Below are 25118 nucleotides of genomic sequence, written 5' to 3'. Positions count from 1 at the left end.
GTAATCCGTGCCTAATATCTATTACTTGCTACTTGTTTAGAAGAACAAGAAGCGTGTATCTTTTACGTTTGCTTTCAGATACAAATCATTCATCAGACGGCTGGCAAAACGTGCGTGCATGTTAGTCAGCGTAGCTTCTTCTGCTTTTGCGTCGAATGTTTCGTTCAGTTTGTCCTTGCCGTATACCTGCAATACAAATACTCCGGCATTACCTTTGATAGGAGCGCTCAACTGATTTACTTCAGCTGCAGAAGCATAAGCACCTACCAGCGGTTCGCTGCTGCGCAATGCTGATACGTATGCAGGAGCTGCAAAAGTAACCATCTTCAAAGAGTCGCTAACTGCATTAGTCATCTCTTTGTACTGGTTGAATGAAGTTGCATTGGCAGCTTTCATGTCAGCCATAATCTTTTCAGCTTTCTTATCTTTTACGATTTCAGCTCTCAACTGATCCTGTACTGCTTTCAACGGACGATATCCTTCCGGCTTAATGCCTACCAGACCTACTACCATCATGTGATCGCTTTCGCCACATTCGTACAAGCCGGAAACATCACCCGGTTTTGCTTTATCAAATGTCCATCTCAACGCTTCTTTTGTACCTCTTACACCACCGATATTGTGTTCAGAGCTGCTCAAATCCATTCTGTCGAGCAATCTGTAACCGGCTTCTTCAGCGTTAGCTACCATCTTTTCTACACTCGGATTAGCTGCGATAAACTGGCTGAAATCATTATAAGCGCGGTTGTAAGTTTCTTTGCTGAACTCTACTTCACGTTTGATAACAGCTACTTTATATTTGTCTTTTACAGATTTCTTGTTCGTTACCTGAAGAATTACGTTTGCTTGTCCCATCGGCAAGTTTACCAATTCGTTCACACCTGTATTGTTGATAGCAGAGATGAATTTCAGGTTATCGCCGTCTATCTGTGCACCTTCGTACTGTGCAGAAGTTAGCCAGTTTGCATCACCAGTCTGACCATATTTCTTTGCCAGATCAGCAAAGTTAGCGCCACCTTTGATCGCGTTGTAGATACTATCAGCCAATGTCTTTGTCTTCACAGCATCTTCTGCGTATACCTGAATCTGACGGAATTCGACAGAATCGGCAGCAGCAGCTTTAGCTACAATTTTAAAAGAGTTGATTGTATTGTCGGCACCGTTATAGTAAGGACCATAAATAGTACCTACCGAAGCAGAGTCCAAACGGGCAACTACATCTGACGGGAAAGCTGTTTTGTTATAGAACAAGTCTACATAAGGAGCTTCCGAGCCAGTCGAACGGATGAAAGAAGTATAATCTTCCGTAGTAGTAGCCAACTGTTCAGTAGCTTCGTCCACTTCTTTCTGGATAGCAGCTCTGTCTTCAGCACTTGCAGTCACTTGTACATCGATGTACTTGATGTCACGAGTTTCCTGATATTGTTTGAATTGTTCTTTCTTCTTGTTATACAAGTCTTTCAGTTCCGATTCTTTCACTACGATTGTAGAGTCCACTACAGAAGAGTAAGGAATACCAGCCATCAACACGTTGTACTGGTTCACTCTTGCATCGAAAGCGTCCTGTGCTTCCACCGGATTGGAAAGAAGAGCTTTAGACACCAATGCCTGATACTTTTCTGCCAGACGGCTCTCGATCAGAGTTTTCTGAATGAAAGACCAGTATTTATACATGTTATTGTATTGTTCAGCATACTGTGCCGGCATTTGTGATTCGCTCATCTTGGCATATTCCACGAGGAACTTGTTCAACATATCCTTGTCGAAGTTTCCTGTTTGCGGATTCTGGAAAGGAGTTTGTCTCAACAAAGGATGAACGCCTGCTTTCAGGATGTCCTGGATTTCAGCAGCAGAAACAGTCAGTCCCAGTGCTTTTGCTTCTTTTTCGATCAGTTTATTGTTTACGTAGGAACGCCATACTTCATCGCGCACCTGATTGGTTTGTTCGTCATTCAAGGCGGTCACCCCACGCATGAGTTTCACCACTTCGGTATATTCTTCTACCAAATTCTGATACTCTTGAGCGGAAAGAGCGTCTCCGTTCACCTCACCTACGTCATGTGCCTGATGCGGCTGCATCACCTTCCATGCGTCACCCGCAATGAAAGCAAACAGCGCCAAGCCGATAACAATCACCAATAGAGGTCCTTTCGACCTAATGTTTTGTAACGTTGCCATTTTGATTAATACGATTTATGTTTATTATTATTTCTTTCTTTTGTCGTTTTAGCGCACGAAGATACAAAAAATGCTAATATGCATCTATTTATTGGCTAAAAATTTCTTGATTATCGTCATTATTCCAAGACTTTTAATCGCACGAGTTCTATTTTTGTCGCTGTGACCTTAATTATCTTGAATTGATAACGTCCTACCCGGACCACTTCATGCAACTTCGGGAAGCTCTGATATTGGTTCAGGATCAACCCTCCTACTGTCAGATAATCATCCGACTCGGGCAAGTCGAGTCCGTACGTCTCATTGACTTTTTCTATCTCCAGGCGGGCGGACAACACATACTCGCGTTCGTCGATCTGCTTGCTGATATAGGAAGTGTTATCGTGTTCGTCTTCTATATCTCCAAAGATTTCTTCAACGAGGTCTTCCAAAGACACGATGCCGGACGTACCGCCAAATTCATCCACCACTACGGCAATCGTTTTCTTTTGCTGCATGAAGAGTTTCATCAGTTTGTTGGCGGACATCGTTTCGGGCACAATCGGCACTTGTTTCACATTCTCATGCCAGTTTTTCGGGGCACGGAACATTTCCGACGAATGGATATAGCCGACTACGTTATCGATATTCCCGTCATACACGATTATCTTGGAGATTCCGGATTCTATAAAGCGGCTTTTCAGCTCGTCCAGCGAAGTAGTCAGATCGACAGCCACCACTTCGGTACGGGGAACGATGCAGTCGCGGATTTTTATGTTCGAGAAGTCGAGGGCGTTCTGGAAGATTTTCACTTCCGTGTCCAACTCTTCTTCATTTTCGGCATTATCAATGCTGCTTTGTACGAAGTAATCGAGGTCGACTTTTCCAAAAGCTCTGTCGGACGCATCCTTATTAACCTTCATTCCAAAGAGGCGAAGGAAGATACAAGACAAGCCGGAGGCTAATTTGGAGATGGGATAGAGAACCACATAACAAACAATAAGCGGAATGGCAAAAACATTCAAAACCAGATTGGGATTGATTTTGAAGATTGTTTTCGGCAAAAACTCTCCGGTCACCAGAATAATCAGGGTAGAAATAACGGTCTGCGCCAACACCATCAGGAAATGATTGTCAATGAATCCCGCCAGCAGATTGTCGCCGATAATCTGTGCCATCAGAATACCATAGATGACCAGTGCGATATTATTCCCCACCAGCATGGTAGAGATAAATTCATTCGGGTTCTTGAAGAAGATAGAAAGGATGCGGGACGTAATTCCCCCCTTGCGTTCCATCTCAAAACGCAGTTTGTCTACCGACACAAAGGCAATCTCCACTCCTGAAAAGAAAGCGGAAAAGACCATGGTGATAATTAGAGAGATATAAATATTCATAAGTTTTGATTTACGATCAGACGATTTACGAGGTACGGTACAATGAAATGACTTCGCCTATTTCGCAGAATCTTTATTCACTGAATCCGGCAGTGCTTTTGTCTCCGGTTGGGGCGGACCGCTACTCGCTTCCTCGTCCACATAGAAAATACCTTCAATATTACGAATGGTATATATAGTCATTTGCTGGTTCGAGTCGAAGCCGTGTCCTGTGATAATTCTGTCCGGTTGCTGGATACGTATAAACTTGTCGGAATACACTTTTTGAGTGGCCTCATTCCAGTAGAGCAGTTCGGTATTAAAACGCTCTCCTTTGCGGTTCTGTATATCCACATTCCCTATCAGCTTCCAAAGCCTTTCTTTGTCATAATAATAGGCAGTATCTGCTTTAATACTGGCTTCTACATTAAAGATAGAGTCGAACTGCTCCATATACACCCCTTTTTCAAACGCCCAATACGAAGGCTTTTTACGGTCGTACATCATCCACTCTTCCGTGTTCACCCTATAACGTGTCACTCCGGAATCGGAAATAAGGGTAGTAACTCCCAATGTGGTCATCACCGGAAGAGAATCACGTTCTGTGATAGCCTCTCCCATAGCTTTCTGTTTTCCGCCACAGGAAGATAATAAAAGAAGCATAACAACCACCCCGAAGGTGATTGTTATGCTCATGCTTTTATGCAACAAACGGTTTCTTCGTTTTCGCAACATACGGTTATCTAATCGTTGTAGTCTCTCCTATCCAACCGCCGATAGTGATGCGGTCGCCTTGCTTGTAACCTAACATAAACAGGTCTTTAGCTTGTGGAGTATGACCAGAATATCTACCGATCAAGCTGTTAGCTTCTTCAGCTACGCTCGGATCTACTTGTTTTGCACGTTGCAGTTTGTCGATTACTGCAAAGTAAGTACACTTGTTCAAAGCTGACTCGTCGCTCCAGTTAGGGCTCATTGCATACAGATTGGCAATCAGGATATATGGAGCACCATAGTTTTCGTTGAACCCGATAGCTTTCTGGCAATATGCTCTTGCTTGAGACAGTTTTTTAGCAGAAGCCAATACTGCTGCGGCAGCGTATGCTTTTTCAGCTTTCTTCACGTTGTCAGTTTCCAATCCAATGGCTTCGTCGAAGAATTTGACAGCACCGTCGATGTCACCTTTCTTAAATGCCTGGTAAGCACATCCGGTAGCGGCATCTGCACTAGGTTCTATTTTGTACACATAGAAAGCAGCCTGTTGATAAGCTTCGCTTTCCGTACATCTCATCATTTTCATGATGTCAATTACTTTTTTCAAGTAAGCCAGGTCTGTTTGGTTAGCTTCTACTTTCGGTCCATAGATGTTTTGCAGTGATTCGCAATCAGCCGTTCCGCTGTTTACAAACAAAGCAACCAGATTATCTTTGATACCTTGCAAGTTTTTCTTCTTTGCTTCGTTCGTTTCAGCGGCAATAGCAGCATCAGCATATTCAGAAGCAGCCAGATAATCCTGAATGAATTGTTCCTTATGGTTAGGATCTGTTTTCAGTTTATCCAAAGACATTTGCAGGAAATAGAAGATAGTAGCGGCAGCAGATTCAGCTTTTACTGCATTTACCGACTGGCTCAACCATTGATAAGCCTGATTAACATCAATTTTAGGAGCGAAAGCGATGTAATCTACTGCTTTGATACCCAGAGCTTCATCAGCAGAAGACACTTTTGTACCTTTAGCCAAGAACTCATCTGTGTATTTGATACGCAAATCATGCGTATTCATCAGTTCATCAAAATATTTCTGATATTCCGGATTATTCCTATCCTTGATTTGTCCCATCAAGCCTTTCAGAATTTTATATCCGTCAGTAAAAGTATAGAAACGAAGCGTCGGGCAGTTTTCCAACACAGCTTTCCAAGGAGTATACGCATCTTTAAAGTTACCTGCACGCACAGCTTCATGCGAGATACTACTGTTCGAGTTACAGTTAGTCGCATCCTGTGCTACCACAGTGGTTGCCCCTGCCGAAAGGAACAACATAGCCACAAGCGTTTTAATTTTCATTGTATCTAAATTTTAGTTGTTATTATTATAGTCGTCTATTCTTTCTCTTCTTACATTCATCTCAATTACTCTACTCTGCGCTTGAAGAACCAACGTTCGTTGAACGTCAATCCGATGCTAACGCGGAAGATATTTTCGTTTACAAAGGTCGATTCCTGTCCACTTACACGAACAAACTGTCCGCTGATGCTAAGGATGGAACGGGAACGAGGCACAGGCAGACCGAAACCGGCAGTTACGCCATATTCGCGGGCTGCGTCTTTACCGCCAATCTTATAATACGGAGTCGTATAATAAGCTCCCAAACGATATTTGATGTGGGATAAATAGGAACGTCCAATCAAATTGGGAATATATTCCGCACCCACTGATATTTTATGACGGTCGCAATACGTGTATGTTTCATCAAAATCTTCACGTACAGCATCATCCGATGTATTTACGCCAAACTTTGTTTTTGACCATTGTTGCAAACTGTAATCCAGACCGACAGTCAAACGTTTGTCATAGTTATATGTAAAGCCGACGCCAAAAGTATTAGGCACTTCAAGCGTAGCATCCCAATCCTGACTGACAGTTGAGCTAGCTTGCGTCGTTACTGTATAATCATTATTCAGTTTATGCTTCGGAGAATATACTGCTCCGATAGTGGCTGAATGTTTTTTGTTAAATTCTTGCGTATATTGCAATCCAAAATCCAGTTTATAATCCGACACTGACACAGCATTCTGCCTAATGTAAGAATAAGCAGAAGCGGTATTCGGATAAAGCTGCGTCAACGAGCGGGTTATGTCTCCCCAAAAATAAGAAGCATTCACACCAACAGACAGGTTTTTCAAGACTTTTACACCCGCACCAACATACAGTTGATGTAAACCTCCCTCACCAGTAAGGCTTTTCGTGCTATACGGTGAAGTTTCTGTAGCCTCATTGCTTTCCGATACAGAATATCCCACATTGGAAAATGGCAACAGACCGATACTCATCGCTACCCTCGGATGCAAACGAAATTGCATAGCCAAATAGTCGAAGCTAGAGTTTTTAGCGTTCAGTTTCACACCACCGCCACTAATATTCATATTTTGCAGACTAACGCCTCCTTCAAAAATAAACGTCAACGAGTCAATGGCTGTATACGAAGCAGGATTCAGCGGATTGATCTGTGCTCCATCCCGAAGTCCAAAAGCAATCCCCCCCATCGCCTTGCTATTTCCGAAACTCTGATCGGACAAGTCGCCATAGCCATATCGTGTATAAGGAGAGTTTGTATTATTTTGAGCGATTGCCATTCCGGTAACCATCGTGAGCAAAAGCGCACAAAGTGTGTGTTTAAATCCTACCATTATTATAGTTTAAAATTCTATTTAATCCTTTCAACACTAAAAATCTATCTGCAAAGATGATACTTTTTACGCTGCTATCAAAAGAAAAATCATCTCCGCCCGTTAAAAAAACCAAAAGTTCAGGATATTTATGCTTCATAGACTCAATATAACCTGAAATTTCGTATTCCATCCCTTTCATCACTCCGGCGCGTATAGCCGTTTCGGTGTCCCGTCCCATCGGGAGTTTGCGCCCGTTGGTGTCTACCAGGGGCAAACGTCCTGTAAACTGATGCAGTGCCTTGAAACGCATCTGCATACCGGGAGATATATTACCGCCATGATACTGGCCTTTTGAGTCGATAAACTCGTAAGTAATGCAAGTTCCCGCATCAATCACCAATATATCCCGATGAGGAAACTGCTCATTAGCACCCACTACGGCAGCCATACGATCATATCCCAATGTTTCGGGAGTTTCGTACAGGTTGACAACCGGAAGCGGAGTCTGATGATTGAGCCAGAGCAAAGGAAACGGCAAAGCGGCCAAATCAGCTAAAACCTTTTCGTTTAAATCAATGACAGTAGCCACAATCCCCTGCTCAACCGGATATTGAGAACAAAGAGCTTTCAAGCAACCTAGAGACTGATTGGATTCAGCTACTACATCCACCATTTCTCCGCCGTCGAAGAAAGCAATCTTTGCCTTTGTATTTCCTATGTCGATTATTAAATTCAAATCTTTTGGTTCTTTAGCGGGCGCAAAGGTAAAGTAAAAAAAGAAAAGTTGAAGCATAGAAGAGGAATTATCTTCTTTTTTCATTTTAGAAATCCCCCAAAACAAAAATATCGAACTATCTATTTTTAAATAGATCAATTATCTTTTATTGTTTATTATGTATTCCACTTTGCGTTCGGCAGTCCTTTTTCATTACATCATAAACAGCTAATAAGCAATAGATTACAAGAGAAAAACAGCGTTCCACAAAGCGTTCCGCTATTTTGTAATCAATTTTCCGTTCAAACAGAAACATTATTTCATCCAAACAGAGGCTCCGTTTTATCTCATCTAAAGGCAAATTTCCTGAATCATCTTCATTTTTTCATTCACAAAACACAGAAAAAGTGTGTTGAGCGAACTATATTATATAGATTATTATATTTTAGTATTTATATATGTTCGGTTGGTGGTTCGCCTACTTTTTTCCGAGCGTTGCAAACGCATGACAGACAAGCAGTTGAGCCACCTTCAGGGGGTGTTCGTTTGGCTGTTCGATTTTTTAGCCCCAAAATAGAGGCTCTATTTGAGGGAAACAGAGCCTCTGTTTAAGCCATATAGAGCCTCTGTTTGTATGAAATAGAGACTCTATTCCGATAAAACAGAACCACCGTTTTCCCGAATCCAACAATTCTTCCTATATTTGCCACCAAAATAAAACGAGCCTGCTAATGAAACGTTTTTTCTTATATACAATCCTCTCCTTCTTCCTGCTGCTTCCGTCCGCCGGACAAGCACCTGCCAACAGCAACGACTCCATCCGCTTGAGCTTGTTGACTTGCGCTCCCGGAGAAGAAATATATTCCCTGTTCGGACACACTGCCATCCGCTATGAAAACCCGTCACAAGGGATTGACGCTGTGTTCAATTACGGATTATTCAGTTTCAACACTCCTAACTTCATCTTCCGCTTCTCGCTCGGAGAAACCGACTACCAACTGGGAGTAACGGATTATGAGCATTTTGCGGCTGAATACGCATTCTACGGACGCAGCGTGTGGCAGCAAACACTGAACCTGACTGATGAAGAGAAAACAAAACTAATCCAGTTATTACAAGAAAATTATCGTCCGGAAAACCGGGTGTACCGCTATAATTTCTTTTACGACAATTGCGCCACCCGTCCCCGGGACAAGATAGAAGAAAGCATTGCAGGAAAGGTGGTTTATCCGACGGAACCGCAGGATGGTTCGCGCACTTTCCGCGACATCGTACATCAATATTGCAAAGGACATCCGTGGGCGCGTTTCGGCATCGACCTCTGCATCGGAAGCGAAGCCGACCAGCCCATCACACAACGGCAAATGATGTTTGCCCCCTTCTATCTGATGGATGCTTTCGACGGCGCACAGATTTCCACAGATACCTATTCCCGTCCGCTTGTCAAAACCAACAAGCTGATAATCGACGTCACTCCCGAACCGGATGAAAGCGGCTGGATGCCCACTCCTCTCCAATGCTCGTTACTCTTATTTATACTGACAGCCGCCGCCACGATCTATGGCATCCGCCGGAGAACCGGATTATGGGGGATCGACCTTGTTCTTTTTGGCATGGCAGGTATCGTGGGATGCGTCCTCGCTTTCCTCGCCCTCCTCTCCCAACACCCGGCAGTCAGCTCCAATTTCCTGTTATTGGTTTTCCATCCGGGACAACTTCTTTTCCTTCCCTACATCGTATATTGTGTCCGAAAAGGGAAGAAATGCTGGTACTTGACCTTAAATCTGGTCGTTTTAACACTTTTTATAGTGCTTTTTCCTGTAATTCCGCAAAGATTTGACTTTGCTGTTGTACCTTTGGCACTCGTTTTGCTGATACGTTCAGCAAGCAATCTGATTGTGACATCTAAAAAGAAATAATGAAAGGACTACTAACTTCCCTCATCACCGTACTGACTTTCACCGGGCTACAAGCCCAGTCACTGCCTTCCGCCCCTAAATTAGTGGTAGGGCTGACTATCGACCAATTGCGTACGGACTATCTGGAAGCGTTTTCGTCACTCTACGGCGAGAAAGGCTTCAAACGTCTTTGGAAAGAGGGAAGAGTGTTCCATAACGCCGAATATACCTTCTGCGGCGTAGACCGCGCTTCTGCCATCGCAGCTATTTACAGCGGCACGACGCCTTCCATGAACGGAATCATCTCCCAACGATGGATGGACGCCTCTACCCTTCGCCCCGTCAACAGTACGGACGATACCGAATTCATGGGATATTACACCGACCAAACCGCCGCACCCACCAAATTACTGACTTCCACCATTGCCGACGAGCTTAAAATAGCGACCCAAGGCAAAGGACTCGTATATGCCATCGCCCCCGATTGCGATGCCGCGCTTTTCGCAGCCGGACATGCCGGAAACGGTGCTTTCTGGCTCAATCCCAACACCGGAAAATGGAGCGGAACGACCTATTATGGAGAATTTCCGTGGTGGGCAAGCCAATACAATGACCGGCAGGCGATTGATTTCCGTATTGCGGGTATGACATGGGAACCGGTATTCCCCCGTGGCATGTACACTTTTCTGCCAGATTGGCGGGATATACTCTTCAAATATAAATTTGATGACGACCGTAACAATAAGTACAGACGCTTCATCGCCAGCCCTTTTGTGAATGACGAAGTGAACGCACTTGCCGAAGAGGCATTGAACAAAAGCTCCATCGGCATGGATGACATTACTGACTTATTGGCACTCACTTATTATGCAGGAAACTACGCACATAAATCCGTACAGGAATGTGCCATGGAAATACAAGACACCTACGTGCGTCTCGACCGCAGCATCGAAAACCTGCTCGAAGCGCTCGACAAGAAAGTAGGACTACAAAACGTGCTTATTTTCGTCACTTCCACCGGATATACGGACAGCGAATCGGCTGACTCGGGATTGTACAAGATTCCCGGCGGAGAGTTTTATCTCAACCGTTGTGCCGCCCTATTGAATATGTACCTGATGGCTACGTATGGCGAAGGAAAGTATGTGGAAGCTCACCACAACCAGCAGATTTATCTGAATCATAAATTGCTGGAAAAGAAGGAACTGAATCTGGCAGAGATCCAACAAAAGTCAGCAGAATTCCTGATGCAGTTCAGCGGAGTGAACGAAGCATATTCAGCCAACCGACTGTTGCTGGGTTCATGGACACCGGAAATTCATAAAATACGCAACGGCTACCACCGTAAACGTTCGGGCGACCTCGTAATCGACGTCCTTCCCGGATGGACCATCGTCAACGAGAACGGCGGCGAAAACAAAGTGGTACGTCATTCTTATATCCCTTCACCGCTGATTTTCATGGGACATTCCGTAAAACCGGCCATTATCCAGACACCTGTAACCATTGAACATATTGCGCCCACACTGGCACATTTCATGCGCATCCGGGCTCCCAATGCCTGTACTTCTGCTCCTATTACCGACCTACGGTAAAAATTTACTCACAAAAACAGGGAGCAAAACATAAATAAATCAGCATTTTAATGTAACTTTGCGGAGATTATTCGCCACAAATCCCACAGATTCACACAGATTAAAAAGAAAGATCCGTGTTCTATATGAAAAAATCTGTGTAAATCCGTGGAATCTGTGGTGCAGAAAAAGATAAATAATAAACTAAATAATATAACATGGGATTTAATGAATTTTTAAGCTCGATTTTCGGAAACAAATCCACACGAGACATGAAAGAAATCAAGCCCTGGGTGGAAAAGATCAAAGCTGCCTACCCGGAGGTTGAGAAACTGGACAACGACGCCCTCCGTGCCAAAACGGAAGAACTCAAAAAATATATCCATGAATCGGCTACTGCCGAACGTGCGAAAGTGGAAGAGTTGAAGGCAAGCATCGAGACACTGGAACTGGAAGACCGCGAAGAAGTCTTCGCACAAATCGATAAGACAGAAAAAGAAATTCTGGAGAAATATGAAAAAGCACTGGACGAAGTACTGCCCGTTGCTTTTTCTATCGTGAAAGCTACTGCCAAACGTTTCACAGAAAATGAAGAAATCGTTGTTACCGCTACGGATTTTGACCGCCAACTGGCTGCAACGAAAGATTTTGTACGCATCGAAGGCGACAAGGCCATCTATCAGAATCACTGGATAGCCGGTGGTAACGATACGGTATGGAACATGGTTCACTACGATGTACAGCTCTTCGGTGGTGTCGTTCTGCACAAAGGTAAGATTGCGGAAATGGCAACCGGTGAAGGTAAAACATTGGTGGCTACCCTCCCGGTATTCCTCAACGCACTAACCGGAAACGGTGTGCACGTGGTTACCGTGAATGATTACCTCGCCAAACGTGACTCCGAATGGATGGGACCTCTTTATATGTTCCACGGCTTGAGCGTGGATTGTATCGACCGCCATCAACCGAACTCCGACGCGCGCCGTCAGGCATACCTGGCAGACATCACGTTCGGTACAAACAACGAATTCGGTTTCGACTACCTGCGTGACAACATGGCTATCAGCCCGAAAGACCTTGTACAACGTCAGCACAACTATGCCATCGTCGATGAGGTCGACTCGGTATTGATTGACGACGCCCGTACTCCGTTGATTATCTCCGGTCCTGTACCGAAAGGCGACGACCAATTGTTCGAGCAACTCCGTCCGTTAGTAGAACGTCTGGTAGAAGCACAGAAAGTATTGGCTACCAAATATCTCTCCGAAGCAAAGAAACTGATCGCATCCAACGATAAGAAAGAGGTGGAAGAAGGATTCCTCGCTTTATACCGCAGCCACAAGGCATTGCCGAAAAACAAGGCTTTGATTAAGTTCCTTAGTGAACAGGGGATCAAGGCAGGTATGCTCAAAACGGAAGAGATCTACATGGAACAGAACAACAAGCGTATGCATGAAGTTACTGATCCGCTGTATTTCGTGATCGACGAGAAACTGAATAGTGTAGACCTGACAGACAAGGGTGTAGACCTGATTACCGGTAACTCTGAAGACCCGACATTGTTCGTTCTTCCGGACATCGCCGGACAACTTTCGGAACTGGAAAACCAACATCTGACTAACGAACAACTGCTTGAAAAGAAAGATGAACTTCTGACAAACTATGCCATCAAATCGGAACGTGTACACACCATCAACCAGTTGTTGAAGGCTTACACCATGTTCGAGAAAGATGATGAATATGTAGTGATCGACGGACAGGTGAAGATCGTAGACGAGCAGACAGGCCGTATCATGGAAGGTCGCCGCTACTCTGACGGATTGCACCAGGCTATCGAAGCCAAGGAACGTGTGAAAGTGGAAGCTGCTACGCAGACCTTTGCAACGATTACTTTGCAGAACTACTTCCGTATGTATCACAAACTGTCCGGTATGACCGGTACTGCTGAAACGGAAGCAGGCGAACTTTGGGACATCTACAAATTGGACGTAGTCGTGATCCCGACCAACCGTCCGATTGCAAGAAAGGATATGAACGACCGCGTTTACAAGACGAAACGCGAAAAGTATAAAGCTGTTATCGAGGAAATCGAAAAATTGGTTCAGGCAGGACGTCCGGTATTGGTGGGTACTACTTCGGTAGAAATCTCCGAAATGTTGAGCAAGATGCTTGCCATGCGCCATATCGAGCACAAGGTATTGAACGCCAAACTGCACCAGAAAGAAGCGGACATCGTTGCTACTGCCGGTTTGAGCGGAACAGTAACCATTGCTACCAATATGGCTGGTCGTGGTACCGACATCAAGTTAAGTCCGGAAGTAAAGGCTGCGGGCGGTTTGGCAATTATCGGTACGGAACGTCACGAATCCCGTCGTGTAGACCGCCAGTTGCGTGGTCGTGCAGGACGTCAGGGTGACCCGGGTTCTTCTGTATTCTTTGTGTCACTGGAAGATGATTTGATGCGTCTGTTCTCCTCCGACCGTATCGCCAGCGTAATGGACAAACTTGGTTTCCAGGAAGGCGAAATGATCGAACACAAGATGATTTCCAATTCTATCGAACGTGCCCAAAAGAAGGTGGAAGAAAACAACTTCGGTATTCGTAAACGTCTGTTGGAATATGACGACGTGATGAACAAGCAGCGTACAGTGGTTTACACCAAACGCCGCCACGCTTTGATGGGTGAACGTATCGGTATGGACATCGTGAACATGATTTGGGACCGTTGTGCCAATGCTATCGAAAACAATGATTATGAAGGTTGCCAAATGGAACTGCTTCAGACATTAGCGATGGAAACTCCGTTCACTGAAGAAGAATTCCGTAACGAGAAGAAAGAAAAGTTGGCCGAAAAGACTTTCAACATTGCGATGGATAACTTCAAACGCAAAACTGAACGTCTGGCACAGATCGCTAATCCGGTTATCAAACAGGTATATGAAAATCAGGGACACATGTACGAAAACATCCTGATTCCTATTACAGACGGTAAACGAATGTATAATATCTCTTGTAACCTGAAAGCGGCTTACGAATCGGAATCTAAAGAAGTGGTGAAATCGTTCGAGAAATCAATCCTGCTCCACGTTATCGACGAAGCATGGAAAGAAAACCTCCGCGAACTGGACGAACTGAAACATTCCGTACAGAACGCAAGCTACGAACAGAAAGACCCGCTGTTGATTTATAAACTGGAATCTGTGACTTTATTCGACGCCATGGTGAACAAGATCAACAACCAGACTATATCTATCTTGATGCGCGGACAAATTCCTGTACAGGAAGCTCCGGACGAACAGGCTGCCCGTCGTGTGGAAGTGCGTCAGGCTGCTCCTGAACAACGTCAGGATATGAGCAAGTATCGCGAAAACAAGCAGGACTTGAGTGATCCGAATCAGCAGGCTGCTGCCAGCCAGGATACTCGTGAACAGCAGAAACGTGAACCCATCCGTGCAGAAAAGACTGTAGGACGTAACGATCCTTGTCCATGCGGAAGCGGCAAGAAGTATAAGAACTGTCACGGTAAAAACCTTTAAGAAGTTGAGAAGGGAGAGTTGAGAGTTGAGAGTTAAAAGTTGGGTAAGTAGGAGTTTCTATTTCTTTGCGCTCATTTTTGAATCAGCTTCGCTCAAAAGCCTTATTTAATTTTTAACATTAAGGTATAATCTCAAGTTTCAATACACAAAAGAAAGTCTCAAACGGTTAAAAACTGTTTGAGACTTTCTTTTATTCCTCCAAAATTGTACTTTTGTTCAAATTACTAAATAGAACAAAACTATGGCAAAATCTTATTCACTGGCTTTCGTCACTATCTTCCTGCTGACACTGGGTAGTTGTCAGAGTTTGGAACAGATTTCCATTGATTATCTGCAACCTGCCGACTTGAGCTTTCCTCCGCAACTCCGGAAAGTAGCTATCGTGAATAACACCAGCAATATCCCGGATAACAAACTAATAGCAACGACTGAAAAGATCAAAGAAGGTACACCGCTGGTAAGTCGTGCAACGGCATACGCCAACGGAGATCCCAAGATTGCCACCGAGTCACTGGCTGAAGAAATCGCACATCAGAATTATTTTGAAGAAGTAGTCATCTGTGACTCTGCTTTGCGGGCAAATGATAAACTGGCCCGCGAAAGTACGTTGAGCCAGGAGGAAGTCCGTCAGTTAGCCTCTAGTTTGGGAGTGGATTTTATCATTGCACTGGAAAATCTGCAACTCAAAGCAACTAAATCTGTCCGTTTTCTGAATGAGTTCAACTGTTTTCAAGGAGCAGTAGACGTAAAAGTATATCCCACGGTGAAAGTGTATCTTCCCGAACGTAGTCGGCCGATGACTACGCTCCATCCTAATGATAGCATCTTTTGGGAAGAGTTTGGAGGTACTGCCGTAGAAGCTGCCACCCGCATGATTCGCGACAAACAAATGCTGGAGGAAGCGGCGGTATTTGCAGGGACAGTTCCGGTGAAATATCTCGTCCCTATGTGGAAAAAAGGAACACGGTATCTGTATACCGGAGGTTCGGTTCCCATGCGTGATGCTGCCATCTATGTACGCGAAAATTCATGGGACGACGCATACGAACTTTGGAACCAGGCTTTCGAAGGTACCAAGAACCAAAAGAAGAAGATGCGGGCAGCTCTCAACATAGCTGTTTATTATGAAATGAAAGATAGTCTCGCTAAAGCGGAAGAATGGGCGGAAAAAGCACAGCAACTAGCCAAGAAAATTGATAAAAAGAATATCACAGATAGTGTTCAGGCCAGCATTGACGATGTGCCGAATTATTATCTTACGTCCTTGTATTTAGCCGAATTGAAGGAGAGAAACGCTCAATTACCTAAGTTAAAATTACAAATGAGCCGATTTAATGATGATTTTTAAGGAAATTGTGTATCAAATCTTATTTTTTTTATACCTTTGAACTTATAAAAAGAAGGAACCCATGAAACTAAGCCAACAATCACTATCCATTATCGAATCGGCTATCCAAAAGGCAGTCGCTAAATATACATGTAACTGTGAACAAACAGTTGTAACCGATATCCATCTCCAACCGGACCAGACATCGGGACAACTTAATATTTACAATGATGATGATGAAGAACTGGCAAACATCATGATCGAAGAATGGGCTACGTATGAAGGGGATGATTTCCTTGAAAGTGTGGAACCTTCTCTACGCAACATTCTTTGCAGAATGAAAGATGCCGGAGACTTCGACAAGGTGACTATCCTGAAGCCTTACTCTTTCGTTCTGGTGGATGAAGAGAAAGAGACCATAGCGGAATTGTTACTGGTGGACGATGATACGATCCTGGTGAACGATGAATTGCTGAAAGGGTTGGATAAGGAATTGGACGAGTTCTTAAAAGAGTTGTTGGAAAAATAAAATACAGCATTTTTAGGATAGAGTTCGTTCAGGATTAATATAAATATCCGAAATCATTATATAAAGAGAATCGGAAGCAAACAGGGTATTTCCTGTTGCTTCCGATTATTTTTATAGATACTTCCCTATTGGTTATTTATTATATTTGATCGAGATATTAGCAAGTCGAAGCGGCATGAAGCTCGATACGCCGGACGGAAGTCGAACAGGTCGCAATCTGATACAGATATTATCGCGGTTCAATAAGGCATCCGGCAACTTAAAGTCATAGACTTTATAACCAGGAATGTTCTTCTCCGTCTGTCCACCTGCAGCAGTTCTGTCAAACTGTCCCAGAATGGTAAACTCTGAATTATCTACTTTCACCCATTCACCACTCATCGAATAAGCATATTCAACTACTGCAACAGGGCCACCTCCCCAACTTGCATTCATTTCAACCTGAAGAGACAGGGATGTAGAAATACCTACTGTCGATATTTTGTCTACGTAAAAATATGAACTTGTAGACCACGGTTTACTATTGAAGGCTCCTCCTCGCATACGCCCATAATATCCATCTGTGGTATTAAGATTCATATCTCCCCGGAAATCATCCTGGAAACCTAATATGTAATCTGCATAGGTTTGCTGGAAATGCTTATTCCCGTCTTTATTAAGAATAGCATTTGACTGCGATGCTTCTCCGCCTGTCGGATGATACTCCGTAAATGTAGAAGCACCTATTTCTTTCCAATCGGGCACATTACAATCCCACTCCACGAGCACCGAAGTGATCTCGTTCATATCACCGATATTGATATCCTCTCTATGAAGCGGAAGAATACACAACCGGCTTTCGGAGATGTCAAAATTGGTAAGCTTGACTTTCGCTACGATTCCGGTGATGGTTCCTGAACCTTTAGGAAGTGTCTCATGCGCATAAGGAGCATCGAGCGAAGTAAGCATATATGTATTAGAGCCGTTTTTATCTCTGATGCAGGTTGGATAGTATCTGTAGTATGCCGGGAATCTCTCCACCCAATAATTTTTATTCGCCTTACGGTCGGCAGCCCCCGGATCGGTAGTCTTGAAATTAGTAAATGCACCTACCGGAGAGGCAATCTCGACATCTTTTAAGGTCACAAGGCTGAATACCATATTATCCGTTAGTTCTGCGATTGTTTTTTCAGGAATCGTGAAGGTGGAAAGTTCCGAACTGATTACATGGGCGGCAGTGATACCGCTAATCAGTCTGTAGGTAAAGCTGCCCTCTGATTCTTCCTTTATCGTTCCATCTTTCAAACACAATGAGACTTTGGCAAATTGCGCAAATGTAATCAGAGACTCTGATTCAAATACCACTGTCTCCCCGGTCTCATTCTGAATGACATAACGATTGTTCGGGAAGTTTTTCGATGTACCAGTAGCAACGATCGTTCCTTCAATATATACATTGTTAGTAATTCCACCGACAGGATAACCATAAACGGTTGGATAGCTGACAAGTTCTGCATTCGCATATTCAGAATATGCTTGCGACAGGTTGATTGTAGTCGTGGCTTTACGTTGGTATTGATCGTCATAACTCAATACGATACTTCCTGTGCGGGGTGATTGAGAATTTGTTTCCGTATTGAAATAAAGTTTTCCGTCACTTATCCGATACTCTTTCACCCATTCCACTGTCGGCGTAATCACAATATCCGTTTCAGGCACATTGGTCGAAATATCCATATTATATTCGCCTCCTTTGGTAAAGAGTTCCATATTATCACTGGCAGGAACTATAAATGGATAACGGGATAGTTGTTTTATCTTGATTACATCCGAAGTCTTCCCATCTTTTGTAAACACACGAATATCACAGAAACGTTCGGAATCACTGATATTTTCATCATAAGTCACTGTGAAATAAGTTCTTGATGACTGGGCTCCACGTATATCTGTAGAAAACCAGGTTGATTCTGCAAAGTCTATGCGCCACTCGGTATTGGATTTCACTTCAACCTGAACCGGAGCACCTTCAGCCTGAAGAATAATCTCATTATTTGTTATTTCCAATATGCCGGCTTCATTTTCGTCAGAGCATGACGGAAACATGATAATTGCCATCACAGCCCCAAAAGCTGCCCAGGCTATTGAATCTTTAATTTTCATATTCATCAATTATTAGATTTAATTTCACCTGTTTTATATAGTATCTCATAAGCTTCATTTCGATCATTCAACACAAAGATCTGAAACTTCTCTCCTCCCGGATAAACACGTGTAACAACATGTCCGGCGGGTTTTATCTTCAAACCGTCTTCACCCAGCCTGCTCCTGTTACTGTCTACCATACCGGCGGCAAAAACCGACCGTTCACCGGCATAAAGGCTTTGAGACAGCATCCGGCTTAGCGGAGCCGGTTGAGGATGATAGTAATCCCACACGGGAATCACGTAGGCTTGCGCTTTCACTTGGGAAATGTAGGTATCACACATAGCGTCAGAGTATGCATGATGATTGGCCACTACCACATCTGTTTCGCCCAGCAATGTAGCTACAGGTGTTTCTATGTCAAACCATTCCGGCGCTTTTTCCACTCCAAGGATATCTCCGCCCGAGAAGTAATCGAAATTACCGTATGTGATACGTATTCCGCAACTGCAACGGTTCTCGTTCAACTGTTCGCTCGAAGAAGCGGTAGATGGCACAAGCTCTTTGGAAGTCGTTCCGCTGCCTGTCCAAATTTTACCGTTACCCACAATATTACGTACTTCGAATGTAGGATAGGAACCCGGAGCTTTTAATAGTTTGATTTGTGTGTTACTTCCTGTCACAAACCCTTCATTCTTTTTACCTTCCCGGTCACGAGCGGCAACATATAATTTATAGTTTGAGATATGGGCACCCGTAACTTTAGCCGCTGTCGGATAATCGTATGTAGGGTAGCCACGATCTATCAATGTGGAAATATCCAGAAGATTACCCACATGAGTTATTCCGGTAAGTTTGTAGTCCAGCCCTACTTTTTCGATTGCCAGTTTTCCATTCTGTCCGATATGGTCTGTATCGAAGTGAGTGAGCAAGGCATAATCAATAGCACCGTTATTTTTCAACGGCAATGAGAAATGTTTTATATATTGGGCAATCCATTCAGCAGGCCGTTTAGAGTCATTAGGAACTGCTTTCATAATCTCCTGGGTACCGGTGTGTACTCCCAAATCTCCTGCATCCAGCAACATGGTAGTCCCGTCCGGGAAAATAAGATAGGCTGCATTCCCTCTTCCCGTGCTAATCTGATGAATGTCCAAATAACCAGCCTGCCACTCCGGAAGGTATTCATACACTTTATCTACAGCATCATCCGGAAAAGGCTTTTCCTGTTGGCAACTAGCGAATGTAGGCAGCATCATAACGGCTCCTAGAAATAATATCTTACTATTCATTGTTTTATTCTTTAATGTTCTATTAATCAATTTGTTTAACACTGTATATACCGGCTTCCTCTTTCGTCATTTCATTGCCGCCTCCATATCCCGGATTCTGTCTCAAGACGTTGCTGACGGAAATTGATTTTTCCGGAATAGGAAAGAGTTCATAATGATCGTCATTAGTAGCTTTGTGATCCCACCAGGTGCCTGTTGTATATAAGCCCCAGCGACGAAGATCGGTACGACGACGCTGCTCGCCAAGAAATTCGACCATCCACTCATCGAGAATCCGATACTTGTCAATATTCGTTTCAGTCACCGGATCAGGGTCTACTTCATTCTCAAAGTTGCGTTTACGCACTTCGTTGAAAAGATTGGCTGCTTCTTTCTTATATCCGCTTCTGTATTTACATTCGGCAAGCATATAATAGATTTCTGCAAAACGAAGAACCGGATAGTCAGGATTAAAAGCAAGTGTCTTGTCTGTATTGTCCGGCACCGGCAGTTTGCACAAACGTATTCCCGAATTCTCTTCTCCGGTACTTATATTGGAAGGAAGTTCATTTACGGAAGAATATTCTCCGTCTTTCACTTTCTTAAATTGTGCTACCTGGTCAACAAATTCAAGAACCTCACCCGGGTATTCATACAGTCCCGTACATTTCACCTCTGTTCCACTTCTTGATATACGTTGTAATTTTCCGTAAAGAAACATTCCTTCGTATTTGCCATTTCCTTTATATACATACAATTTCTTACGAAGGTCTTTCGCATGAAACTTGGCAAAAGGACGTCCGAGTTTGTCCGTATAGGGATCACCATTGGGTTTCAGAGATGGTTGAAGATGCATACCGTTCGTAGAGGAATAGCCACTAAGATCGAAATAGTTCTTCGCATTATAATGATTATAACGTTCGAACTGCCACTGAAACAGAGTTCCTTTTGCATATTGCGACTGAACGGACCACATCACTTCTTTCGACTTGTTATTTTCGAAGGTGAAAGGACCGAACCAGTCTTCTTCCAACTCGTAATAGCCGTATTTACCGTCTAGTAAATCCTGACAAATCTGCGCACATTCAGCAAAGCGACTTTCCCCTGTATAGACTTCTGCATTAAAATATAATTGAGCAAGTAGAGCAGCCGCGGTTCCCTGGCGTAAGTAACCTTCTTCCAGCATATCTGCTGTTTTTTTCTCTAGTTTGGGGATGGCGGCAAGCAGGAGTTCTTCCACATAATTAAAGGTTTCCCGTGCTGTGGAACGTGGAGATTCCTCTGTGGTAGAACGTCGGTAAATAGGCATACCGCCATAGAAATCAAGTCCTCTCAAATAGAAATAGGCCACTAATGTCTGGAGCTGCATCTGATGATCTGCCTTCAGTTCTTCCGTCATACCTAATGAAACATAGTCTACACCAGCTAAGTCTTCTTTACAGGCTAAAGCCATGGCTACTCCCATACCTACTCCACGCCATGTTTCTTCGTTGTTGGGGTGAAGTGGTGTCCAGTCATGGTGTTGCAGCTGGGCGTATCGGACATCATTGTAATGTATTCCTTTTTGTGTGACACACATCTCGTCTGTTGTACATTCCTGAAGAATGGCACGGTCGAATCCGTGAAACCAACGCCAGTGCGTGAAAGAGCGTACCAGAAAAGAGTAGACAGTTTCCTTAGATGTGAAATAAGTATCCGGAGTTACTTCGGAATACCACTTCTCATCCAGATTAGTACAACCGGAGGCCACCAGAAGGGTGAGGAAAGAGATTATAATTAGAATATTTCGTCTCATATCATTATATTAGTTTATAGGTACTTTACTATTAGAATTGGATTTTCATACCAAAGGTATATCTACGAGTTTCAGGATAAATATTATTAAACCATTCATAACCGGGATCCAAACCGTTCACATTCACTTCCGGATTCAATCCTGAATATTTTGTAAAACAGGCAACGTTACGGACGGTCAGGTAAAGATCAATCTTATCTATATACTTTTGCCATTTTTTCATGTTAAGAGAATACCCCAGGCTAATGGCATCAATCTTCAAGAATGTACCATCCTCAAGCCAGTAATCGCAAAGTTGCTTTACTTCTTTGATGTGCCGGTTATCAATGTATGCGTTGCGAAGAACATTCTGGCCTGCCACTTCAGAAAGTCCATAGTACATATTTATGGTATTGAACACATCGAAATCGATCCAGCTACGCAGGTTGATGCCTAAAGAGAGATTTTTGTAAGTGAAGGTATGATCCCATGATACCATCAATGCAGGAATGGCATTGCCGATATATCGTTTGTCGTCATATGTTTTTTTATCGCTAAGGATTACATTGTCATTCTTATCATACAGAAGCCACCTGCCATTGTCCGTGATACCGGCATATTTCCAGATGTAATAGCTTCCGATTTTTGTTCCGGCCTCAATTCTACCGGCTGATCCGTTTGTACCCGGTGACGGAAATCCTACACGATCCTGATAGGTATTATTGCCCCACAAAGAGGTAATTTTGGAGGAAGAGTGTGATAGGCGCATAGTAGTTGTCCAATTAAAGTTTCTGGTTTTGACGGGTACTCCTCCTATCTCGAACTCCCATCCGGTATTCTCAAGATTACCGTAATTCATGGTGGTTGTTTCATAAACAGCGGGAGGATTGGGAACGTTGATATTATATAACATTCCGGAAACTCTTCTCTTATAGATATCAAACTTACCAAAAAGACGGTTATTCAGAAATGCATAATCCAAGCCGATGTTAAGCTCTGCTTTCTTTTCCCAGTGCAAGTCATAATTGACGTTACGGGCCGGTCCATAAGAGGTGATCCATGTACCGTTATAAGGCCACATTGAATTGGAAGAATACATGGCAGTGGATGCTCCTGCAGAGAAATTGTTATTTCCCGTTACACCGTAACCAACGCGTACTTTAAGGTCATCGAGAAAACTGACGTCACGCAGAAATGCCTCATTGGATATACGCCATCCGCCTGATACTGCCCAAAATGTTCCCCAACGATGATTCTTTCCGAATTTTGACGAGCCCTCGTGGCGAACACTTCCTGTAAGCATATAGCGGTCTTTATAGCTATAATTCGCCCGGCCAAAGAATGAAATAAGACGTTCACGGGGATATTTGTGGGAAGACATTGCCGCCTTTCCGTCCGAAAGCCAGCTACCTGTCCCCATATCCCAAGCCCCTACTCCATCCACAGGAAAATCGTAGTTAGTCATATTAAAGTTTTCAGAGTTATTTTCCCAATAACTATATCCGGCTACCGCACTAACCGTATGGTCGTCTGCAAAAACACGCATGAAATTGATGGTAGGTTCAAAAGAGACATTGACTGTTTTGCTATATGCATGAAATCCTCTTCCTTTATAACTTCCATTTAAAGAGGTTCTGTGTAACGCGGACGTATAATGTGTCTGCTGATACTGGCGATCTTCCCAGCCAAGAGTGGCTTGTGCCGAGAATCCGGCAGGCAAATTGAGCTTTACCGTCGCATCCGCCTTCAGCCATTTATCAACATTATCTGCCTGTTTCAACATTACTTCTGCTAAAGGATTGTAATATTCACTACCACCAACCAATACATTATATCCTGTTTCACTAGTGCTGTCATATACATGTTCCGTCGGATTCATCTTCAATGCCATGTCGAAATAGGAACTACTGCTCCGCTGATCCCGGTGTGCTTCCCGGTATTCTGTGTGCAAGCCTATTTCCAGCAAATCATCGAGAAGGTTAAAATTTGCATTGATGCGCCCCGAATAGTCTTTACGGTTGTCACCAATTGCGATACCTTTTTGATCCTGTGCCATAATAGTAGCATATATTTTAGCTGTATGGCCGCCGCCCGAGAGGTTGACAACATGGCGTTGGGAGAGTGCTCCTTCATTCAAAAGTTCACCGTACCAGTCGGTGGATGCACCTAAATCTGTTCCTACTCCGAACCTAACGAAAGCATCACGATCAAGGACCTGCGGTCTCCTGGAAACTTGCTCGGTAGAGAGTTCGCCCGTATATGATAAGGTTATGGGACCTTCTTTTGCTTTCTTGGTAGTCACTAAGATGACACCACCGGCTGCTCTTGTTCCGTAAATAGCACCTGCAGAGGCATCTTTCAAAACATCAATAGACTGAATATCTTCCTGACTGATAGAACGTAAATCACCTCCGGGAATTCCGTCTATCACAATCAAAGGAGAAGAAGAAGCATTGATGGACGCTACTCCACGCAGCTGGAAACTGGCAGAAGCATTCGGACTGGAAGTCTCGGAAACATTCATACCGGAGATTTTACCCTTTAAAGCTGTCGCAATAGTGGAGCCTCCCATTCCAGTCACTAAATCTTTGGATGATATGGAAGTGATGGAACTGGTCACTGCACGTTTCTCCATCGTTCCATAACCGATAACGACTACCTCATCCAGCAACTGATGATCTTCTTTCAATACCACTGACAAGTTTGTACGGTTTCCCACCTTTACTTCAAGAGACTGAAAGCCAATGTATGAAATCACCAATATGGCATCGGATGCAACCGTCAACTTAAATTTTCCATCCAAATCGGAAACTGTACCTTTCCCGACTACTCCTTTTTCCTGAATACTGGCACCTATTACCGGCTCTCCCTGTACATCCGATATGATACCAGATACAATCATTTTCTTTTCCTGTTGCGGTGACTGTACCTCAACAGACAGTATAATCTTCTTGTCTAGCACTGAATATCGCACATTAGTGCCAGCAAAAACTTCCTTAAGCACACTAAATATATTACTTCTATCAACTGATATAGATACGCGGCGATTCAAATCCACATGTTTGTTATTGAAAAAGAAATCAAAATCAGACTGCTCTTCAATCTCTTTTAAAATATCCTCCACCCGCTGATTGTGTACATCAATACTGATTAAAGTTTTTTGTGCATAACTATCGGACGCATAACATAGCCCGATAGAGCATACCAAGAATAAAATCAAAAGTCTCATAGATAATGGGATTTTGTTAGAAACTCGCCAAAGCGACTTTACCACCCATAAAAATTGGATGCTAAAATAATTTTGCATAAATTTGTGATGACTTAAAGTTAATAAAAAGTTTATCTAAGCTTGTCGCCAAACAAGCATCAAAAAGATTTACCGATTTCCATACGGGAAGATACGCCAATATCATCCCGTATGTTTTTTAATTAAGGGGCTCTGTCTTTCAT

Annotated in this window: 15 protein-coding genes; 5 read left to right on the top strand and 10 right to left on the bottom strand. The window is 43.5% G+C overall.

Annotated elements, in window-relative coordinates; all coding sequences use genetic code 11:
• Positions 1-36 precede the first annotated feature (36 nt).
• From LPH68_RS10620 to LPH68_RS10595, 6 genes are all read right to left on the bottom strand, one after another.
• Positions 37-2178 carry a peptidylprolyl isomerase gene (locus LPH68_RS10620; protein ID WP_004301881.1) on the bottom strand — a complete coding sequence of 714 codons (2142 nt, stop codon included), beginning with the start codon at positions 2176-2178 and terminating at the stop codon, positions 37-39.
• Positions 2179-2297: 119 nt separating this feature from the next.
• The gene (locus LPH68_RS10615; RefSeq protein WP_049703277.1) at positions 2298-3554 is read right to left on the bottom strand and encodes a hemolysin family protein; all 1257 of its coding nucleotides are present in this window, start codon (positions 3552-3554) and stop codon (positions 2298-2300) included.
• A 57-nt stretch (positions 3555-3611) separates the two neighbouring features.
• Entirely contained in the window at positions 3612-4229 is a 618-nt protein-coding gene (gene lptC / locus LPH68_RS10610; RefSeq protein ID WP_151923571.1) for an LPS export ABC transporter periplasmic protein LptC, read from the bottom strand.
• Positions 4230-4272: 43 nt separating this feature from the next.
• Entirely contained in the window at positions 4273-5598 is a 1326-nt protein-coding gene (locus LPH68_RS10605) for a hypothetical protein (RefSeq protein WP_008017009.1), read from the bottom strand.
• 65 nt (positions 5599-5663) lie between these two features.
• Complete coding sequence (locus LPH68_RS10600) at positions 5664-6941, bottom strand: OmpP1/FadL family transporter (RefSeq protein ID WP_009039713.1); 1278 nt, start codon at positions 6939-6941, stop codon at positions 5664-5666.
• Complete coding sequence (locus tag LPH68_RS10595; protein ID WP_008020984.1) at positions 6928-7716, bottom strand: type III pantothenate kinase; 789 nt, start codon at positions 7714-7716, stop codon at positions 6928-6930. Before LPH68_RS10595 ends, LPH68_RS10600 begins: the two co-directional genes overlap by 14 nt.
• A gap of 653 nt (positions 7717-8369) precedes the next feature.
• Between LPH68_RS10595 and LPH68_RS10590 the strand changes: the two genes are divergently transcribed.
• From LPH68_RS10590 to LPH68_RS10570, 5 genes are all read left to right on the top strand, one after another.
• Entirely contained in the window at positions 8370-9557 is a 1188-nt protein-coding gene (locus tag LPH68_RS10590; protein WP_151923572.1) for a DUF4105 domain-containing protein, read from the top strand.
• A complete protein-coding gene (locus tag LPH68_RS10585; RefSeq protein ID WP_087318634.1) occupies positions 9557-11131 on the top strand; it encodes an alkaline phosphatase family protein in 1575 nt (524 codons plus the stop codon). Before LPH68_RS10590 ends, LPH68_RS10585 begins: the two co-directional genes overlap by 1 nt.
• Before the next feature lie 197 nt (positions 11132-11328).
• Positions 11329-14646 (top strand): preprotein translocase subunit SecA, encoded by a 3318-nt coding sequence (gene secA / locus LPH68_RS10580; protein WP_008645335.1) that lies wholly within the window; start codon positions 11329-11331, stop codon positions 14644-14646.
• A 241-nt stretch (positions 14647-14887) separates the two neighbouring features.
• On the top strand, positions 14888-15994 hold the full coding sequence (locus tag LPH68_RS10575; RefSeq protein ID WP_151923573.1) for a DUF6340 family protein: 1107 nt from the start codon (positions 14888-14890) through the stop codon (positions 15992-15994).
• A gap of 61 nt (positions 15995-16055) precedes the next feature.
• Complete coding sequence (locus tag LPH68_RS10570) at positions 16056-16502, top strand: hypothetical protein (protein ID WP_009039707.1); 447 nt, start codon at positions 16056-16058, stop codon at positions 16500-16502.
• Positions 16503-16634: 132 nt separating this feature from the next.
• Here LPH68_RS10570 and LPH68_RS10565 read toward each other — a convergent pair whose 3' ends face one another.
• From LPH68_RS10565 to LPH68_RS10550, 4 genes are read right to left on the bottom strand one after another with little or no spacing between them, the layout of a single operon-like run.
• Complete coding sequence (locus LPH68_RS10565; RefSeq protein ID WP_008645338.1) at positions 16635-18647, bottom strand: DUF5689 domain-containing protein; 2013 nt, start codon at positions 18645-18647, stop codon at positions 16635-16637.
• A complete protein-coding gene (locus tag LPH68_RS10560; protein WP_008645339.1) occupies positions 18647-19915 on the bottom strand; it encodes a hypothetical protein in 1269 nt (422 codons plus the stop codon). The genes LPH68_RS10565 and LPH68_RS10560 overlap by 1 nt, the downstream gene beginning before the upstream one ends.
• Before the next feature lie 22 nt (positions 19916-19937).
• On the bottom strand, positions 19938-21689 hold the full coding sequence (locus tag LPH68_RS10555) for a RagB/SusD family nutrient uptake outer membrane protein (protein WP_008645340.1): 1752 nt from the start codon (positions 21687-21689) through the stop codon (positions 19938-19940).
• Positions 21690-21720: 31 nt separating this feature from the next.
• Positions 21721-24897 (bottom strand): SusC/RagA family TonB-linked outer membrane protein, encoded by a 3177-nt coding sequence (locus LPH68_RS10550; protein WP_120143670.1) that lies wholly within the window; start codon positions 24895-24897, stop codon positions 21721-21723.
• Positions 24898-25118: the final 221 nt, after the last annotated feature.

The sequence above is a fragment of the Bacteroides sp. 1_1_30 genome (genome assembly GCF_020982715.1).
GTDB lineage: Bacteria > Bacteroidota > Bacteroidia > Bacteroidales > Bacteroidaceae > Bacteroides > Bacteroides xylanisolvens.
The sequence above is the reverse complement of the archived record's forward strand: the minus strand, read 5'-3'. Positions and strand labels throughout refer to the sequence as shown.

Coding starts and splice junctions, on each gene's coding strand:
- LPH68_RS10615 (WP_049703277.1), bottom strand. CDS start 3,554: ATGAATATTTATATCTCTCTAATTATCACCATGGTCTTTTCCGCTTTC.
- LPH68_RS10585 (WP_087318634.1), top strand. CDS start 9,557: ATGAAAGGACTACTAACTTCCCTCATCACCGTACTGACTTTCACCGGG.
- LPH68_RS10605 (WP_008017009.1), bottom strand. CDS start 5,598: ATGAAAATTAAAACGCTTGTGGCTATGTTGTTCCTTTCGGCAGGGGCA.
- LPH68_RS10595 (WP_008020984.1), bottom strand. CDS start 7,716: ATGCTTCAACTTTTCTTTTTTTACTTTACCTTTGCGCCCGCTAAAGAA.
- LPH68_RS10590 (WP_151923572.1), top strand. CDS start 8,370: ATGAAACGTTTTTTCTTATATACAATCCTCTCCTTCTTCCTGCTGCTT.
- secA (WP_008645335.1), top strand. CDS start 11,329: ATGGGATTTAATGAATTTTTAAGCTCGATTTTCGGAAACAAATCCACA.
- LPH68_RS10560 (WP_008645339.1), bottom strand. CDS start 19,915: ATGAATAGTAAGATATTATTTCTAGGAGCCGTTATGATGCTGCCTACA.
- lptC (WP_151923571.1), bottom strand. CDS start 4,229: ATGAGCATAACAATCACCTTCGGGGTGGTTGTTATGCTTCTTTTATTA.
- LPH68_RS10555 (WP_008645340.1), bottom strand. CDS start 21,689: ATGAGACGAAATATTCTAATTATAATCTCTTTCCTCACCCTTCTGGTG.
- LPH68_RS10570 (WP_009039707.1), top strand. CDS start 16,056: ATGAAACTAAGCCAACAATCACTATCCATTATCGAATCGGCTATCCAA.
- LPH68_RS10565 (WP_008645338.1), bottom strand. CDS start 18,647: ATGAATATGAAAATTAAAGATTCAATAGCCTGGGCAGCTTTTGGGGCT.
- LPH68_RS10600 (WP_009039713.1), bottom strand. CDS start 6,941: ATGGTAGGATTTAAACACACACTTTGTGCGCTTTTGCTCACGATGGTT.
- LPH68_RS10550 (WP_120143670.1), bottom strand. CDS start 24,897: ATGAGACTTTTGATTTTATTCTTGGTATGCTCTATCGGGCTATGTTAT.
- LPH68_RS10620 (WP_004301881.1), bottom strand. CDS start 2,178: ATGGCAACGTTACAAAACATTAGGTCGAAAGGACCTCTATTGGTGATT.
- LPH68_RS10575 (WP_151923573.1), top strand. CDS start 14,888: ATGGCAAAATCTTATTCACTGGCTTTCGTCACTATCTTCCTGCTGACA.